The 14,572-nt window shown below is 56.6% G+C and carries 11 protein-coding genes, 6 tRNA genes and 1 other RNA gene; 8 read left to right on the top strand and 10 right to left on the bottom strand.

The genetic code is table 11. The features are described 5' to 3' along the window. Nucleotides 1–75 precede the first annotated feature (75 nt). From M2406_RS18635 to fepD, 3 genes are read right to left on the bottom strand one after another with little or no spacing between them, the layout of a single operon-like run. Nucleotides 76–879: an ATP-binding cassette domain-containing protein gene (locus tag M2406_RS18635; RefSeq protein WP_218216869.1), complete on the bottom strand. Its 804-nt coding sequence runs from the start codon at nucleotides 877–879 to the stop codon at nucleotides 76–78. Next, on the bottom strand, nucleotides 876–1,901 hold the full coding sequence (gene fepG, locus M2406_RS18630; RefSeq protein ID WP_012146138.1) for an iron-enterobactin ABC transporter permease: 1,026 nt from the start codon (nucleotides 1,899–1,901) through the stop codon (nucleotides 876–878). The genes M2406_RS18635 and fepG overlap by 4 nt, the downstream gene beginning before the upstream one ends. Continuing rightward, complete coding sequence (gene fepD, locus M2406_RS18625) at nucleotides 1,901–2,974, bottom strand: Fe(3+)-siderophore ABC transporter permease (RefSeq protein ID WP_012146137.1); 1,074 nt, start codon at nucleotides 2,972–2,974, stop codon at nucleotides 1,901–1,903. The genes fepG and fepD overlap by 1 nt, the downstream gene beginning before the upstream one ends. A 135-nt stretch (nucleotides 2,975–3,109) precedes the next feature. Here fepD and entS point away from each other — a divergent pair, with 135 nt between their 5' ends. Continuing rightward, entirely contained in the window at nucleotides 3,110–4,378 is a 1,269-nt protein-coding gene (gene entS / locus M2406_RS18620; protein WP_012146136.1) for an enterobactin transporter EntS, read from the top strand. On the opposite strand, the gene fepB is transcribed toward entS, so the two are convergent. After that, nucleotides 4,365–5,324 carry a Fe2+-enterobactin ABC transporter substrate-binding protein gene (gene fepB, locus M2406_RS18615; protein WP_259190994.1) on the bottom strand — a complete coding sequence of 320 codons (960 nt, stop codon included), beginning with the start codon at nucleotides 5,322–5,324 and terminating at the stop codon, nucleotides 4,365–4,367. The genes entS and fepB overlap by 14 nt on opposite strands. A gap of 198 nt (nucleotides 5,325–5,522) precedes the next feature. Here fepB and M2406_RS18610 point away from each other — a divergent pair, with 198 nt between their 5' ends. From M2406_RS18610 to dhbA, 4 genes are read left to right on the top strand one after another with little or no spacing between them, the layout of a single operon-like run. After that, on the top strand, nucleotides 5,523–6,731 hold the full coding sequence (locus M2406_RS18610) for an isochorismate synthase (RefSeq protein ID WP_259190993.1): 1,209 nt from the start codon (nucleotides 5,523–5,525) through the stop codon (nucleotides 6,729–6,731). An 8-nt stretch (nucleotides 6,732–6,739) separates the two neighbouring features. After that, nucleotides 6,740–8,368 (top strand): (2,3-dihydroxybenzoyl)adenylate synthase, encoded by a 1,629-nt coding sequence (locus M2406_RS18605; RefSeq protein ID WP_218216864.1) that lies wholly within the window; start codon nucleotides 6,740–6,742, stop codon nucleotides 8,366–8,368. A gap of 3 nt (nucleotides 8,369–8,371) precedes the next feature. After that, nucleotides 8,372–9,226: an isochorismatase gene (locus M2406_RS18600; RefSeq protein ID WP_012146132.1), complete on the top strand. Its 855-nt coding sequence runs from the start codon at nucleotides 8,372–8,374 to the stop codon at nucleotides 9,224–9,226. Next, complete coding sequence (gene dhbA, locus M2406_RS18595; RefSeq protein WP_259190992.1) at nucleotides 9,226–9,984, top strand: 2,3-dihydro-2,3-dihydroxybenzoate dehydrogenase; 759 nt, start codon at nucleotides 9,226–9,228, stop codon at nucleotides 9,982–9,984. The genes M2406_RS18600 and dhbA overlap by 1 nt, the downstream gene beginning before the upstream one ends. Nucleotides 9,985–10,251: 267 nt before the next feature. Here dhbA and M2406_RS18590 read toward each other — a convergent pair. From M2406_RS18590 to M2406_RS18570, 5 genes are all read right to left on the bottom strand, one after another. After that, nucleotides 10,252–10,380: non-coding RNA, RtT sRNA (locus M2406_RS18590), on the bottom strand. A 74-nt stretch (nucleotides 10,381–10,454) separates the two neighbouring features. Next, nucleotides 10,455–10,530, bottom strand: a tRNA-Lys gene (locus M2406_RS18585). Nucleotides 10,531–10,537: 7 nt separating this feature from the next. Continuing rightward, nucleotides 10,538–10,613, bottom strand: a tRNA-Val gene (locus M2406_RS18580). A gap of 39 nt (nucleotides 10,614–10,652) precedes the next feature. Beyond that, nucleotides 10,653–10,728: transfer RNA gene (locus tag M2406_RS18575), tRNA-Val, on the bottom strand. Between the two features lie 40 nt (nucleotides 10,729–10,768). Further along, nucleotides 10,769–10,844: transfer RNA gene (locus M2406_RS18570), tRNA-Val, on the bottom strand. A 292-nt stretch (nucleotides 10,845–11,136) separates the two neighbouring features. On the opposite strand from M2406_RS18570, the gene gltX reads away from it, so the two are divergent. The 3 genes from gltX to M2406_RS18555 all read left to right on the top strand — a co-directional run bounded on the left by gltX (nucleotide 11,137) and on the right by M2406_RS18555 (nucleotide 13,018). Then, nucleotides 11,137–12,546: a glutamate--tRNA ligase gene (gene gltX, locus M2406_RS18565; protein ID WP_017893563.1), complete on the top strand. Its 1,410-nt coding sequence runs from the start codon at nucleotides 11,137–11,139 to the stop codon at nucleotides 12,544–12,546. Nucleotides 12,547–12,806: 260 nt separating this feature from the next. Beyond that, nucleotides 12,807–12,882 (top strand) — tRNA-Ala (locus M2406_RS18560). 60 nt (nucleotides 12,883–12,942) lie between these two features. Next, a tRNA-Ala gene (locus tag M2406_RS18555) sits at nucleotides 12,943–13,018 on the top strand. A gap of 133 nt (nucleotides 13,019–13,151) precedes the next feature. On the opposite strand, the gene M2406_RS18550 is transcribed toward M2406_RS18555, so the two are convergent. Further along, a complete protein-coding gene (locus M2406_RS18550; RefSeq protein ID WP_012146129.1) occupies nucleotides 13,152–14,339 on the bottom strand; it encodes a NupC/NupG family nucleoside CNT transporter in 1,188 nt (395 codons plus the stop codon). Nucleotides 14,340–14,572: the final 233 nt, after the last annotated feature.

Here is a 14,572-nt window from a genome sequence, read left to right as displayed (position 1 = left end):
TACCCAGTGACGGGTAGGGGGCGAATAGATTCGCCCCGATTAACGCGGGCCCAGCATGCTGGGCCCCTACAATATTTATGACTTACCCAGTGGTACCACCAACGGCGTATGCGAGACCGGATCGTCAATGATCATGCAGCGCAGGCCGTACACCTCTTCGATCAGTTCCGCGGTCACAATATCCTTCGGCGCCCCTTCGGCCACCACCTTACCGTCGCGCATGGCAATCAGATGCGTGGCGTAACGACAGGCATGGTTGAGGTCGTGCAGCACCACCACCAGCGTATGGCCGTTTTCACGGTTTAGCTGACGCATCAGCTCCAGTAGATCGATCTGATGGCTGATGTCCAGCCAGGTGGTTGGCTCATCCAGCAGCAGCAGCGGCGTTTGCTGCGCCAGCACCATCGCAATCCACACTCGTTGCCTTTGCCCACCGGAGAGGGTATCGACCGGCTGTTCGGCTAGTTCGAATACGCCGGTGGAGCGCATTGCCTGTTCCACAGCCTGCTGATCCGCTTCGCCCCAACGACTGAACAGGCGCTGATGCGGATAACGGCCACGCGCCACCAGATCAAACACGGTGATATCACCCGGCGCGGTGGAGCTTTGCGGCAGCAGCCCCAACTGGCGCGCCACCTCTTTAGTGGCGTATTCGCTGATGTGTTTGCCGTTCAGCCAGACAGCCCCGGCCTGCGGCTGCATCAGGCGACTGAGGGTGCGCAGCAGAGTCGATTTACCGCAGGCGTTCGGCCCGATAATCACCGTCAGTTCGCCGTGCGGGATAGCGACGGAAAGGTCGCTGGCGACAATCTTTTTGTCGTAGCCCAGCGTCAGGTGTTCGGCGCGCAACGGCGCGGACTGCAGGGGTTCAGCATTCATTTTTTACGTGACTCACGGATTAATAGCCAAATCAGATAAATGCCGCCCAGGCTGACGGTCAACACTCCGACCGGCAACTGATAAGGCATAAACAGGCGCTGCGCAGCGACATCGGCGAGCAGCAACAGCAGGGCACCGATCAGGGCCGTCAGCAGCAGCACGCTGCGGTTGGCACACAGGCGTCGCGCAATCTGCGGGGCCACCAGCGCAATAAAGGAGATTGGCCCGGCGACGGCGGTGGCTGCTGCCGTTAGCGTTACGCCGATCAACAGCAGCATGACGCGCGAACGTTCAACCGGGACGCCCAGCGCGCAGGCGGTATCGTCACCCATCTCCAGCAGGCGCATGCGGCGGGTCAGGGTCAGTAACAGCAGACAGCACAGCGCAATCACCGCCAACACCGGCAGGCTTTTCGCCCAGTTGATGCCATTAAGTGAACCGGCGCTCCACAACCCGGCGGTCATGGCCGACTCCAGTGAGGCGCTGATAATAAGCCAGGTATTGCCGGCCACCAGCAGGGCGCGCACGGCGATGCCGACGATAATCAAACGGAATGACTCGACGCCGTTGCGCCATGCCAGCAGATAAATCAACGCGGCGGTTAACAGGCCGCCGGCCAGCGCCCCGGCGGTAATGCCGATAACGCCACCGTTAAACAGCACTATGGCCACCAGCACGCCGCTGTAGGCACCGGTATTAAAGCCAATCACGTCCGGGCTGCCGAGCGGGTTGCGTAGTATCGACTGGAAAATGGCCCCGCTGAGGCCCAGTGCCGCCCCCAGTAACAGCGCCATCACCACGCGTGGCAAACGCCACTGGGTGACTATCACCGCCAGATTGGCCGGGCCTTCGCCGCGCAAGGCGTCGATCACCTGGGTAGCCGTCAGTGACAAGGCACCTGAACCCAGAGCGTAAATCGCCAGCGCCAAAGCAGCCAACAGCAGCAGCAGGGCGGTTAGCGTCGGGCGCGACAGGGCGCGCATTTTGTGAATGGTCATCAGACGGGCCGCGGACGTCGACATTAGCGCTGCCTCCTGAACATATGACGTTGTCGCACCAGCATGATCAGCAGTGGGGCGCCAATCAGGGCGGTGACGATGGACACGCGCAGTTCACCGGCCACCAGGAAGCGACCGATCAAATCGGCGCTCAACAGCAGGATAGGGGTCAGTACCAGCGTCCATGGCAGCATCCAATGCAGTTCGGAACCGCCCAGCCGCCGGGCGATGTGCGGCATCATCAGGCCGACAAAGGCTATCGGGCCGACGGCCGCGGTAGCCCCGCCGCACAGCAGAGTAATCGCCAGCAGGCCCAGCAACTGAGTACGAACAATGCCGGTACCCAGCGCGGTAGCCAATTCATTACCCATGCTCAGGCTGTTCAGCGACTTGCTCATCCACAGCGTAATCAGCGTGCCCAACAGGATCGGCAGGGCGACGGTGCGCACTACCTGCATATTTTGAATATCCAGCGAACCGGCCTGCCAAAAACGGAGCTGGTCGAAAACCAGTGGATTCAACAGGGAAATCCCGGAGGTCATGCCTTCCAGCACCGCCGCCAGCGCGACACCGGCCAGCGTCAGACGCACCGGGTTGAGGCTGCTGCCACCCAGAGCGCCGATTAGCGCCACCAGCAGTGCGGCGAACATCGCGCCGGCAAAGGCGAACCACAGATATTGGCTGACGTCGACGGCACCAAAGAAAGTGATCCCCAGCACCACGGCAAAGCCTGCTCCGGCGTTAACCCCGAGAATGCCCGGATCGGCCAGTGGGTTGCGGGTGAGGGTTTGCATCAGCACGCCGGACAGGCCCAGCGCGATGCCAGCCAGAATGCCAACCAGCGTACGCGGCAGCCGGGCGTTGGTGATGATGGTGCAGTCAGCACCGCTGCACTGGCCTTTCAGCGCCTGGATCACCGTGTCGAAGGGAATAGATTTAGCGCCGAGTGACAGGCTGAGCAGCATAACGATCAGCAGCGCACCAACGGCAATCAGCAGGCCAAAAAGCCTGCGACGAAATGAACGGGAAGTGCCGCCAATAAGACGCTCCTGGGGAGCGGGGACGGGCTGTGTGCCTGGGCGTGTAATCCGTAACATACCAATCCATTATTCAATTGAATATAAATGAGTTTTATTATCATTATTGATTGCTTTCATCTATGGTACCATGAGTCCCTTCGCTATTGCAGCCCAGACGCTGCCCCTTTTTCTTTAGTTTTGGTGAGAAAGCTCATGAGTAAGCCCTCTATTTTGCTTGATTTTGGCCTGCTTAAGACCAATGGCGCTTTTCGTGCCGTTTTTTGCGCGCGCTTTATTTCCATTTTAGCGCTGGGGTTGATGGCCATTGCGATCCCGGTGCAGATCCAGGCCTTGACCGGGTCGACGTTGCTGGTCGGGCTATCCGTAACGCTGGCGGGTAGCGGCATGTTTGCCGGTTTGCTGATGGGGGGCGTGCTGGCCGACCGCTACGAACGCCGTCGGTTGATATTGTTTGCCCGCTCCACCTGCGGCATTGGTTTTGTCGGCCTGTGCCTGAACGCCGCACTGCCCACGCCTTCATTAACGCTGATTTACCTGCTGGCAGTATGGGACGGCTTTTTCGGTGCGGTTGGCGTCACGGCGCTGCTGGCGGCGACACCGGCGTTGGTGGGGCGTGAAAATATTGTGCAGGCCGGGGCCATCAGCATGCTGACGGTGCGCTTTGGTTCGATCCTCTCTCCGGCGATCGGCGGGTTGGTGATCGCCAACGCCGGTGTGGCATGGAACTACGGTCTGGCCGCATTTGGCACCTTGCTGACGCTGATCCCGTTACTGCGTCTGCCACAGTTGCTGCCGCCGCCGCAGCCGCGTGAGCACCCGCTACGTGCGCTGGCCGGTGGCTTTGGTTTCCTGTTTCGCAACCGGGTGATTGGCATGGTGGCGCTGATCGGCGCGCTGTTGACCATGGCCAGTGCGGTGCGGGTGCTGTATCCGGCCATGTCCGGTATGTGGCAGGTCAGTGCGGCTCAACTGGGCTTTATGTATTCCGCGGTGCCACTGGGAGCAGCCATCGGTGCCTTTACCAGCGGCCGGGTGGCTCATGTCGCGCGTCCGGGCTGGATGATGCTGATGACGGCGATTGGCGCTTTCGTCGCTATCGGCCTGTTTGGTCTGATGCCGTGGTACGGCCTGGCGCTGTTCTTCCTGGTGGTTTTCGGCTACCTGAGCGCGTTGAACTCATTGCTGCAGTACGGGTTGATCCAGAACCTGACGCCGGATGCGTTCCTCGGCCGTATCAATGGTCTGTGGACGGCGCAAAACGTGGTGGGTGATGCACTGGGCGCGCTGCTGCTGGGGGCCATGGGGGCGTTTATGCTGCCGGCGATGACCTCCACCAGCTTTGGTTTTGGCGTGGCGCTACTCGGTGTGGTGCTGGCATTTGCGATGCGCGGTTTGCGTCAGGTGGGCAGTGGCGGGCAAGAAAGCGATCTCCAGCCCGCCGCGGGATCTACTGAGAAGTAAACTGCTTTTCCAACAGCGTCAGCAGGTTGCTGGCGCTGTAGTAATCGAGTCGGAAGGTGTCGCTGCCCAATGCGTAAACCCGCTTGTGCTGCACCGCCGGCAGGTCCGCCAGGAAAGGATTGGCCATCAGCCGCTCGGCGTCGCTGTCATTGTTGGCGAACAGCATTAGCGTTTGGCCATTCAGCCCTTCCGCCAGGTTCTCACCGGCCAGTTGAATAATGTCCTTACGCATCCCCATGCTGCGGCTGTTGTTCAGCTTGGCCGGTAGCGTCGCCAGCGTAAAACCCAACTGTTTGAGCATTTGCCCCTGGGAGGATGCGGCGGTCCACAGGTTGGCGGATTTGCCATCGGCGTTGAAGACCAGGGCGGAAACCGGTTGTTCCGGCAGTTTCATACGCTGCTTCAGCGATTGTTCACGTGCGTCGAAATCACTGACGACTTTCTGCGCCTGGGCTTCATGGCCGGTGGCCTGGCCCAGTTCGAGTGCCAGTGCCTGCCAGCTTTTGTCGTCGTAATTGACCACCAGCACCGGGGCAATGGCGGAGAGCTGATCGTACAGGCGCAGGGCGGAATCGGCACCGGTCGCCGAGATGATAATCAGATCGGGCGCCTCACCGGCAATGGTTTCTGCGTTGGGTTCGCCGATATACAGGCGTTTAACGCCGCGCTGCGTCGCGACAGCGCTCCATTGATGGAAGAACCCTTGTGAGTCTGCCACCCGGTTGTTGGGGGTAGTTGCGCCACTGGCGATCACCGGGGCATCAATCGCCAGCAGGGTTCCGGTAACGGTAACGCTGGTAGAAACGATGCGGGCAGGGGCTTGCGTGAGGGTTACGACGCCGTGTGAGGTTTCGATTTTACGCGGCCAACCGGCGTCTGCGGCATGGGCCGTGCCAATCAGCATCAGCCCAAACAGCATCAGGCTGAAGACGGGGTTCTTCTTCATAAAGCATTCCTTAGAAGTTAAATAGTAATACTTATCATTTATATAATTAAAACTGCTGGTTTTATATCACGATTATGAATGGAAGAACTGTTTACATTTATTGACATAGCATATTCACGAGGGTAATTTAACGCGATTCAATACAAATGATAATCATTATTATACAGGTTATTGTTCATGATACGAAAGGGAGCACCGATGAGCGTTACACTAAACAGTACCGGGCAGAAGAAGCCGCAAAGAAAGGATAGCGAACAAGCTGCTGCAAATGTGTCGCCGACCTCCGGCTTTTTCTTTACCTCTCCTTTCCGTAGCCTGAGCACCCAAGGCTGCTTTGCCAAAATCACGATGCCGGCCCATAACGGGGACCAGCTTAACGGTGAGTTCCAGCAGGCGGTACAACATGCTTTTGCCGAAGCGAAACTGGCGGGGGTTAAAAACCCGGTTCTGTGCGGCGCGATCCCGTTTGATACTCATCAACCCTCCGCTCTGTTTATTCCCCAGCAAACCCAATGGTTTGAGCGCGATGCCTTTCTGGCCGGCGTAACTTCCCCGCAGGACACGTTGCCGGAAATTATCCGCCAAAATGAAGTGCCTGCCCAACAACCCTTTATGCAGATGGTGGCGGATGCGGTGGAAGCGACCCGCGGCGACCAGTTGGATAAAGTGGTGTTGTCGCGCCTGCTGGAGATTGAAACGCGTGAGCCGGTAGACCGCCAGGCGTTGATGGCGCGGATCATCGCCCAGAATCCTCATGGTTTCCACTTCCATGTCCCGCTGGAACAGGGGGCATTGCTGGGGGCCAGCCCGGAATTGCTGCTACGTAAATCCGGCGCGCAGTTCTACTCCAATCCGCTGGCCGGTTCTGCCCGTCGTGATGCCGATCCGCAGCGGGATCTGGAAGTCAGCCAGCAGCTGTTGGTGTCCGAAAAAGATCGCTATGAGCACCAGTTTGTCACCGAAGGCATGCGGCAGGTACTGGCCGAGCGCTGCCGCTATCTGAATATTCCCACCGTGCCTGAATTATTGAGCACCACCACGCTGTGGCACCTGTCCACGCCTATAGACGGTGAAGCCGCCAGCCGCGCTGAAAATGCGCTGTCGCTGGCCTGCCTGCTGCACCCGACACCGGCGCTGTGCGGTACCCCGACCGCGTTGGCGCATCAGGTGATCAAGCAGTTGGAGCCGTTCGATCGCGGCCTGTTTGGCGGCATCGTCGGCTGGTGTGACGCCGAAGGCAACGGTGAGTGGGTAGTGACCATCCGCTGCGGCACGGTGCAGGGCAATCAGGTGCGACTGTTTGCCGGTGCCGGCATTGTGCAAGACTCTTCGCCGGAATCCGAATGGCATGAAACCGGCACCAAACTCAGTACCATTTCGCGGGCGTTTGGCCTGAACCAAGGATAGACATTCTGATGACCATTGCTTTTACCCCCTGGCCTGAGGCGTTAGCCCATCGCTATCGCGAACGCGGCTATTGGACCGACCGGCCCCTGACCGACATCATCACTCGCCAGGCCAAAAATGACGCTATCGCGCTGATCGACCCGGAGCGCAGCCTGAGTTACCGCCGGCTTAATCAGCTCTCCGATCGGTTGGCTGCCGCCCTGCAGCGCCGCGGCATTCAGAGCGGAGATACTGCTCTGGTGCAGTTGGGCAACGTGGTCGAGTTCTATGTAACCTTCTTCGCGTTGTTGAAAATTGGCGTGGTACCGGTGAACGCGCTGTTCAGTCATCAACGCAATGAGCTGAACGCCTACGCCGTACAGATCAAACCAGCATTGCTGATTGCCGATCGTCAGCATGGCCTGTTTGGCAACGACGAGTTTCTGACGGCGTTTCGCGCCGAGCATCCTTCATTGCGCGTGGTGGCATTGCGCAATCAGGACGGGGGCGAGCAGTCGCTGGCGGCCTGGCTGGAAGAGGACAGCAGTGGTTTTGTTGCGACGCCAAGCCCGGCCGACCAGGTGGCGTTTTTCCAGCTTTCCGGTGGCAGCACCGGAACGCCAAAGCTGATCCCGCGGACTCACAACGATTACTACTACAGCATTCGCCGCAGCGTGGAAATTTGCCATTTCGATGTCGATACCCGCTACCTGTGCGCGCTGCCGGTGGCCCATAACTATCCGATGAGTTCTCCGGGCGTCCTGGGCGTGTTTTATGGTGCCGGGCTGGTGGTGTTTGCCAGCGACCCGGATGCCGGACAATGCTTCCGTTTGATCGAGCAGCATCAGATTAACGTGACGGCGCTGGTGCCACCGGCGGTGACGCTGTGGCTGCAGGCGATTGAAGAGTGGGGCGGTTGCCAGCAACTGGCCAGCCTTAAGCTGTTGCAGGTGGGCGGCGCCAAGCTGGGCGAAACCCTGGCGGCACGTATTCCGGCCGAGATCGGCTGCCAGTTGCAGCAGGTGTTCGGCATGGCGGAAGGCCTGGTGAACTACACCCGTCTGGACGATGACGACCAGCATATTCTGACCACTCAGGGCTGCCCGATGTCGCCGGATGACGAGCTGTGGGTGGCTGACGAAGATGGCAACCCGCTACCGGTGGGGGAAACCGGGCGTCTGATGACCCGTGGCCCTTATACCTTCCGCGGCTATTACCAAAGTCCGGAGCACAACGCCGCCGCCTTTGATAAGGACGGTTTCTACTGTTCCGGCGATTTGATCAGCCTGACCGAAGATGGCTATGTGAAAGTTGAAGGGCGACAAAAAGATCAGATTAACCGCGGTGGGGAAAAGATCGCTGCGGAAGAAATCGAAAACCTGTTATTGCGCCATCCGGAAGTGATCAATGCGGCGTTGGTGTCGATGCCGGACGAACTGATGGGTGAAAAAAGCTGCGCCTATATCATCGCGACCAGCGCGTTGAAGCCGGTGGTGTTGCGCCGCCATTTACGCGGCGAGGGCGTGGCCGAATTTAAATTACCCGACCGTTTTATACAGGTTGATACGCTGCCGCTCACCCCGGTTGGCAAAGTGGATAAAAAACTGTTGCGCCAACGCCTGGAGGCGCAACAACTGACTCTGGTCCAGGGAGAATAAGTCATGGCCATTCCAAAACTGAATGATTACGCGTTGCCGACTCAGGCTGAACTGCCGACCAACAAAGTGAGCTGGACGGTGGAACCGCAGCGCGCTGCACTGTTGATCCATGATATGCAGCAGTATTTCCTGAATTTCTGGGGTGAAGACAGCCCGTTGATCAAGCAGGTGGTGGAGAATATTGCCAACCTGCGTCGTTACTGCAAATCACAGGGGATCCCGGTGTTTTACACCGCGCAGCCTAATCAGCAGAGCGATGAAGACCGTGCATTACTCAATGACATGTGGGGGCCGGGCCTGAATAAGCACCCGGAACAGCAGGCGGTGGTCGCCGCTCTGGCCCCGGAAGAAGACGATACGGTGTTAGTGAAGTGGCGCTACAGTGCCTTCCACCGCTCACCGCTGCAGGAAATTCTGCAGGAGTCGGGGCGCGATCAGTTGATCATCTGTGGTGTCTACGCCCATATCGGCTGTATGACTACGGCGATCGACGCCTTCATGCGCAATATTCAGCCGTTTATGGTGGCTGACGGCCTGGCCGATTTCTCCCGCGAAGAGCATCTGATGGCGCTGCGTTATACCGCCGGCCGTTGTGGCCGCGTGGTGACCACTGCCGAACTGTTGCCGGGCATTGCCAGTAAGGCTGCCTTACGCCAGCAAATCATGCCTTTCCTCGATGAAGACAGTGAAGATATGGGCGACGATGAAAACCTGATCGACTACGGTCTGGATTCAGTGCGCATCATGGAGTTGGCGGCACGCTGGCGTAAAATTCGTGGCGATATTGATTTTATCGCACTGGCCAAGAACCCGACCATCGATGGCTGGTGGACGCTGCTGTCGGAGGGAAAAGCCTGATGGAACAACGGGGCGATTTCGCCGGTAAGCGAGTCTGGGTCACTGGTGCTGGGGCCGGGATTGGTCTGGCAACGGCATTGGCGTTTGTGCAGGCCGGTGCCGAAGTGATTGGCTTTGATAAACATTTTGGCGAGCCGGAATACGCATTCCGCACCGAAGTGCTGGATATCGCCGACAGTGATGCGGTAGATCGGGTTTGCGGACGTTTGCTGGCGGAGCCGGGGGCGTTGGACGTGCTGGTCAACGGCGCCGGTATTCTGCGTATGGGGCTGGCGGATGAAACCAGCACCGCAGACTGGCTGGCTTGCCTGGCCGTCAATGCCGGTGGGGCATTTAATATGTTCCGCCACGCTTTGCCGGTATTCCGTCGCCAACGACGCGGTGCGATTGTCAGCGTGGCATCTAACGCCGCGCATGTGCCGCGCGTCGGTATGGCGGCCTATTGTGCTTCCAAGGCGGCATTACGCAGCCTGTGCAACACCGTAGGGCTGGAGATGGCCCCTTATGGCGTACGTTGCAACCTGGTTTCGCCAGGATCGACCAATACGCCTATGCAGCGCGGCATGTGGCAGGATGAAACCGGTGAGCAGAACACCATTAACGGTTTCCCGGAACAGTTCAAATTGGGTATTCCGCTGGGTAAAATTGCTCAGCCGCAGGAAATCGCCGATGCCATTTTGTTTCTGGCTTCCGATCGCGCCAGCCATATCACCATGCAGGATATTGTGATTGACGGCGGGGCGACGCTGGCGGCCTGATAATCAGGTTCTATCTTCGCAATAGCCACAAGGCGCTGCAAGCAGCGCCTTTATTTTGTAGTGAAATAGTTGTCTTTAATCCCGAGATACTCGGGCCTAGCGCACCGAGGGGCGCTCCGGCGGGCAAGCCGCTACGACCCCTTCGGCACGCTCTCCCTAATAACGAGTATTGTTAGTTGTATGGAGATACTGGGAGGATTACTGAAGTTTTGAGCGCTTCCGGACGTCAGATGCGAAAAAAGCGCCAAAAGGCGCTTTTTTCTGTATTGGTGGGTCGTGCGGGATTAACTCGGCCTTTGGCCTCACCCTTCGGGCCAGCGCAAGCGCTGTTCAAAATTGCCGGGGCAATTTTGTCGAACCTGCACAGGTTCTCATCCAGCACGACACTCTGCACTATGTTAGAAAGGTGTTTGAGATGATTACTGTGCTGCAGATGCGAAAAAAGCGCCAAAAGGCGCTTTTTTCTGTATTGGTGGGTCGTGCGGGATTCGAACCTGCGACCAATTGATTAAAAGTCAACTGCTCTACCAACTGAGCTAACGACCCGCAGAAGTGGTGGGTGATGACGGGCTCGAACCGCCGACCCCCTCCGTGTAAAGGAGATGCTCTACCAACTGAGCTAATCACCCACTTCAGAACTTCCGGGTACTGCCAAACAAGAGAATGAGTGGTGGGTGATGACGGGCTCGAACCGCCGACCCCCTCCGTGTAAAGGAGATGCTCTACCAACTGAGCTAATCACCCTCATTCTTCTCATTTCTTACTGCTTTACTACTCAACAAGATGGTGGGCGATGACGGGCTCGAACCGCCGACCCCCTCCGTGTAAAGGAGATGCTCTACCAACTGAGCTAATCGCCCCGTCTTGTTGGAGTCGCATTATAGGGATAGTTGAAAGTGAGTCAACGGTTTTTAAAATGATTTCAATCGTTCGCCGCAAATTTAAACAGGATGCGATATTTATCGCCTGCAATGTCGAATCTTTGCACATTGTTATGCGTAAAGCGCCGCAGAGATGATGAAATCAGCCTTGGCAATATCGTGTCAGCGTTGAGGAATTAGCGCGTGGTGGTACAATGTTGCCCACTTTTTTAAATTCCGAGCAATCGTCGGCAACCGCCGACACGCGTTGCGTAATAAGGCAGTGAAACCAATGAAAATCAAAACCCGTTTTGCACCGAGCCCAACCGGCTATCTTCACGTCGGTGGCGCCCGTACTGCGCTTTACTCCTGGTTGTTCAGCCGCCATGCGGGCGGTGAGTTCGTTCTGCGTATCGAAGATACCGATCTGGAACGCTCAACCCAGGACGCGATCGACGCAATTATGGATGGCATGAACTGGTTAAACCTGGATTGGAATGAAGGCCCGTACTTCCAGACCAAGCGTTTTGACCGCTATAACGCGGTGATTGACGACATGCTGGTGCAGGATACCGCCTATAAATGCTATTGCTCGAAGGAACGTCTGGAAGCGCTGCGTGAAAAGCAGATGGAAAACGGCGAAAAACCGCGTTACGACGGCCACTGCCGCGACAGCCAGTGCAGCCATACCGATGACGAGCCACACGTGGTGCGTTTCCGTAACCCGCAGGAAGGCTCGGTGATCTTCGACGACAAGATCCGCGGCCCGATCGAATTTAGCAACCAGGAGCTGGATGACCTGATCATCCGCCGCACCGACGGTTCACCAACCTATAACTTCTGCGTAGTGGTAGATGACTGGGATATGGAAATCAGCCACGTGATCCGCGGCGAAGACCACATCAACAACACCCCGCGCCAGATCAACATCCTGAAAGCGCTGGGTGCGCCGGTACCGGAATACGCGCATGTTTCGATGATCCTCGGTGACGACGGTAAAAAACTGTCGAAACGCCACGGTGCGGTAGGGGTGATGCAGTACCGTGACGACGGCTACCTGCCGCAGGCGCTGCTGAACTATCTGGTGCGTTTGGGCTGGTCTCATGGTGACCAGGAAATCTTCTCTATTGATGAGATGAAAGAGTTCTTTACCCTGGAAGCGATCAACAAATCCGCCAGTGCCTTCAATACCGAGAAGTTGCAGTGGCTGAACCACCATTACATTAACCATATGCCGGCTGAAGAAGTGGCAGTGCACCTGGCGTGGCATGTTGAGCAACTGGGTATCGAGACCCGTAATGGCCCTGAGCTGAAAGATATCGTTAAGCTGCTGGGCGAGCGCTGCAAAACGCTCAAGGAAATGGCCGAGTCTTGCCGTTACTTCTACGAAGACTTCAGCGAGTTCGACGCTGACGCTGCCAAGAAACACCTGCGTCCGGTTGCTCGTCAGCCACTGGAAGCGGTGCGCGCCAAACTGGCTGCTATCACTGCCTGGACGCCGGAAAACGTGCATGACGCCATTCAGGGCACGGCAGATGAGCTGGGCGTAGGTATGGGCAAGGTAGGTATGCCGCTGCGCGTGGCGGTTACCGGTGCCGGTCAGTCACCGGGTATGGATGTCACCGTTCATGCCATCGGTCAGAGCCGTTCTCTGCAGCGTATCGACCTGGCGCTGGCTTATATTGCCGGGCGTGAAGCTTAAGGCTGAGCGTTTCCCTGCCAGTTAATGACAAAGCCCCGTGGAGCAATCCCGGGGTTTTTTTGTATCTGCTACTTGATGGCGAATTCCTGGTACGCCGCGGCAGGGTCATGGTTTGGGGCATAATGCTCAATTTTTAGCAGCAAACGCGCTGATTTGGCGGCTTTTTCAGCGCTTGAAGCAGGAATGCAATTTAGCCGTTGACAGCTTAGAGTGGGTTTCATATTATGCGCCCCGTTCACAGGATTTTGTGATTGTGGATTGGGGCTATAGCTCAGCTGGGAGAGCGCTTGCATGGCATGCAAGAGGTCGACGGTTCGATCCCGTCTAGCTCCACCAACCTTTATCTCAGAAGGGTTGGGGAATACCGTAACGCCGGTTAAAGCGTACCACTTTTGTGGGGCTATAGCTCAGCTGGGAGAGCGCTTGCATGGCATGCAAGAGGTCGACGGTTCGATCCCGTCTAGCTCCACCACCATTTAAAAAGCCGACCTTAGGGTCGGCTTTTTGCTTTCTGTCTTTCCTTACTGCCTTCCCTTTCCCATGCACCGAATTGCTGGCATTAAAAAAGGCCGCCGAAGCGACCTTTATCTTACTGACGTTTCGGCTTAGCCCAGAACCAGGCCTGCGATGGACGCAGACAGGATGCTGACCAGCGTTGAACCGTAAACCAGCTTCAGACCAAAGCGAGAAACCACGTTGCCCTGATGCTCGTTCAGCCCTTTAATCGCACCGGCAACGATACCGATGGAAGAGAAGTTGGCGAAGGAAACCAGGAACACCGACAGAATACCCATGCTGCGAGGAGATAGTTCAGCAGAGATTTTCTGCAGTTCCATCATCGCCACGAACTCGTTGGATACCAGTTTGGTTGCCATGATGCTACCCACCTGCAACGCTTCGTGCTTAGGAATACCCATAATCCAGGCGAATGGATAGAAGAAGTAGCCCAGAATTTCCTGGAAGCTCAGGCCGAAGATGGCGCTGAACAGGCCGTTGAGCGCGGCGATCAGGGCGATAAAGCCGATCAGCATCGCAGCAACGATAATAGCTACTTTAAAACCAGCCAGAATGTATTCACCCAGCATTTCGAAGAAGCTCTGGCCTTCGTGCAGATTGCCCAGGTGCAGTTCTTCTTCTTTACTGGTGTCATACGGGTTGACCAATGACAGCACGATAAAGGTGCTGAACATGTTCAGTACCAGTGCCGCGACCACAAATTTGGCGTCCAGCATGGTCATGTAAGCGCCGACGATGGACATGGAAACCGTAGACATCGCGGTCGCCGCCATGGTGTACATGCGCTTTTCAGACATCTTGCCCAGAATATCTTTATAGGCAATGAAGTTTTCAGACTGGCCCAGGATCAGCGAGCTGACGGCGTTGAACGATTCCAGCTTGCCCATACCGTTAACTTTTGACAGCACGGTACCAATGATGCGGATGACAAACGGCAGTACTTTAATGTATTGCAGAATACCGATCAGCGCGGAGATGAAGACGATCGGGCACAGTACCTTCAGGAAGAAGAAGGCCAAACCTTTATCACCCATACCGCCGAATACAAACTCAGTCCCTTGCCCAGCAAACCCGAGCAGCTTGTCAAACAGCGCTGCGAATCCTTTTACAAAGCCTAAACCCGCTTCCGAATGCAGGAAAAAATAGGCCAGCAGTACTTCAATAACCAACAGTTGAATAACGTAGCGAATGCGGATGCTTTTACGATCGCGGCATACTAAAAGTGCCAGGATCGTGACCACCACCAACGCCAACGCGAAGTGCGCAATATGGGACATGTTTGCTCCAAACTTGAGGCAGGCTGAATTTCGGATGTCATTTTATGTAACGCCACGTTTAAAAACGAGAGGTCTATTGCAAATATGGAAATTCATACTGGGAAACGTCTTAAATTATTACGGTAAAGCATAAAAAATCAATAGCTTAATGAAGTCATATGAAATTCCTATTCCTCCACTAATTTGATTATAAGACGGATTGTGCTCTGAATCTGGCCCGGAAGAGTGCGGAA

Origin of the sequence: Serratia sp. BIGb0163 (assembly GCF_024809935.1) — a bacterium.
In the GTDB taxonomy this organism is placed as follows: Bacteria; Pseudomonadota; Gammaproteobacteria; order Enterobacterales; family Enterobacteriaceae; genus Serratia; species Serratia quinivorans.
This window is presented reverse-complemented; position numbering and strand designations above follow the sequence as displayed.

Bases quoted from the DNA above. Each gene is read 5' to 3' on its own strand.
- M2406_RS18635 (WP_218216869.1), bottom strand. From the start codon at position 879: ATGAATGCTGAACCCCTGCAGTCCGCGCCGTTGCGCGCCGAACACCTG.
- fepG (WP_012146138.1), bottom strand. From the start codon at position 1,901: ATGTCGACGTCCGCGGCCCGTCTGATGACCATTCACAAAATGCGCGCC.
- fepD (WP_012146137.1), bottom strand. From the start codon at position 2,974: ATGTTACGGATTACACGCCCAGGCACACAGCCCGTCCCCGCTCCCCAG.
- entS (WP_012146136.1), top strand. From the start codon at position 3,110: ATGAGTAAGCCCTCTATTTTGCTTGATTTTGGCCTGCTTAAGACCAAT.
- fepB (WP_259190994.1), bottom strand. From the start codon at position 5,324: ATGAAGAAGAACCCCGTCTTCAGCCTGATGCTGTTTGGGCTGATGCTG.
- M2406_RS18610 (WP_259190993.1), top strand. From the start codon at position 5,523: ATGAGCGTTACACTAAACAGTACCGGGCAGAAGAAGCCGCAAAGAAAG.
- M2406_RS18605 (WP_218216864.1), top strand. From the start codon at position 6,740: ATGACCATTGCTTTTACCCCCTGGCCTGAGGCGTTAGCCCATCGCTAT.
- M2406_RS18600 (WP_012146132.1), top strand. From the start codon at position 8,372: ATGGCCATTCCAAAACTGAATGATTACGCGTTGCCGACTCAGGCTGAA.
- dhbA (WP_259190992.1), top strand. From the start codon at position 9,226: ATGGAACAACGGGGCGATTTCGCCGGTAAGCGAGTCTGGGTCACTGGT.
- gltX (WP_017893563.1), top strand. From the start codon at position 11,137: ATGAAAATCAAAACCCGTTTTGCACCGAGCCCAACCGGCTATCTTCAC.
- M2406_RS18550 (WP_012146129.1), bottom strand. From the start codon at position 14,339: ATGTCCCATATTGCGCACTTCGCGTTGGCGTTGGTGGTGGTCACGATC.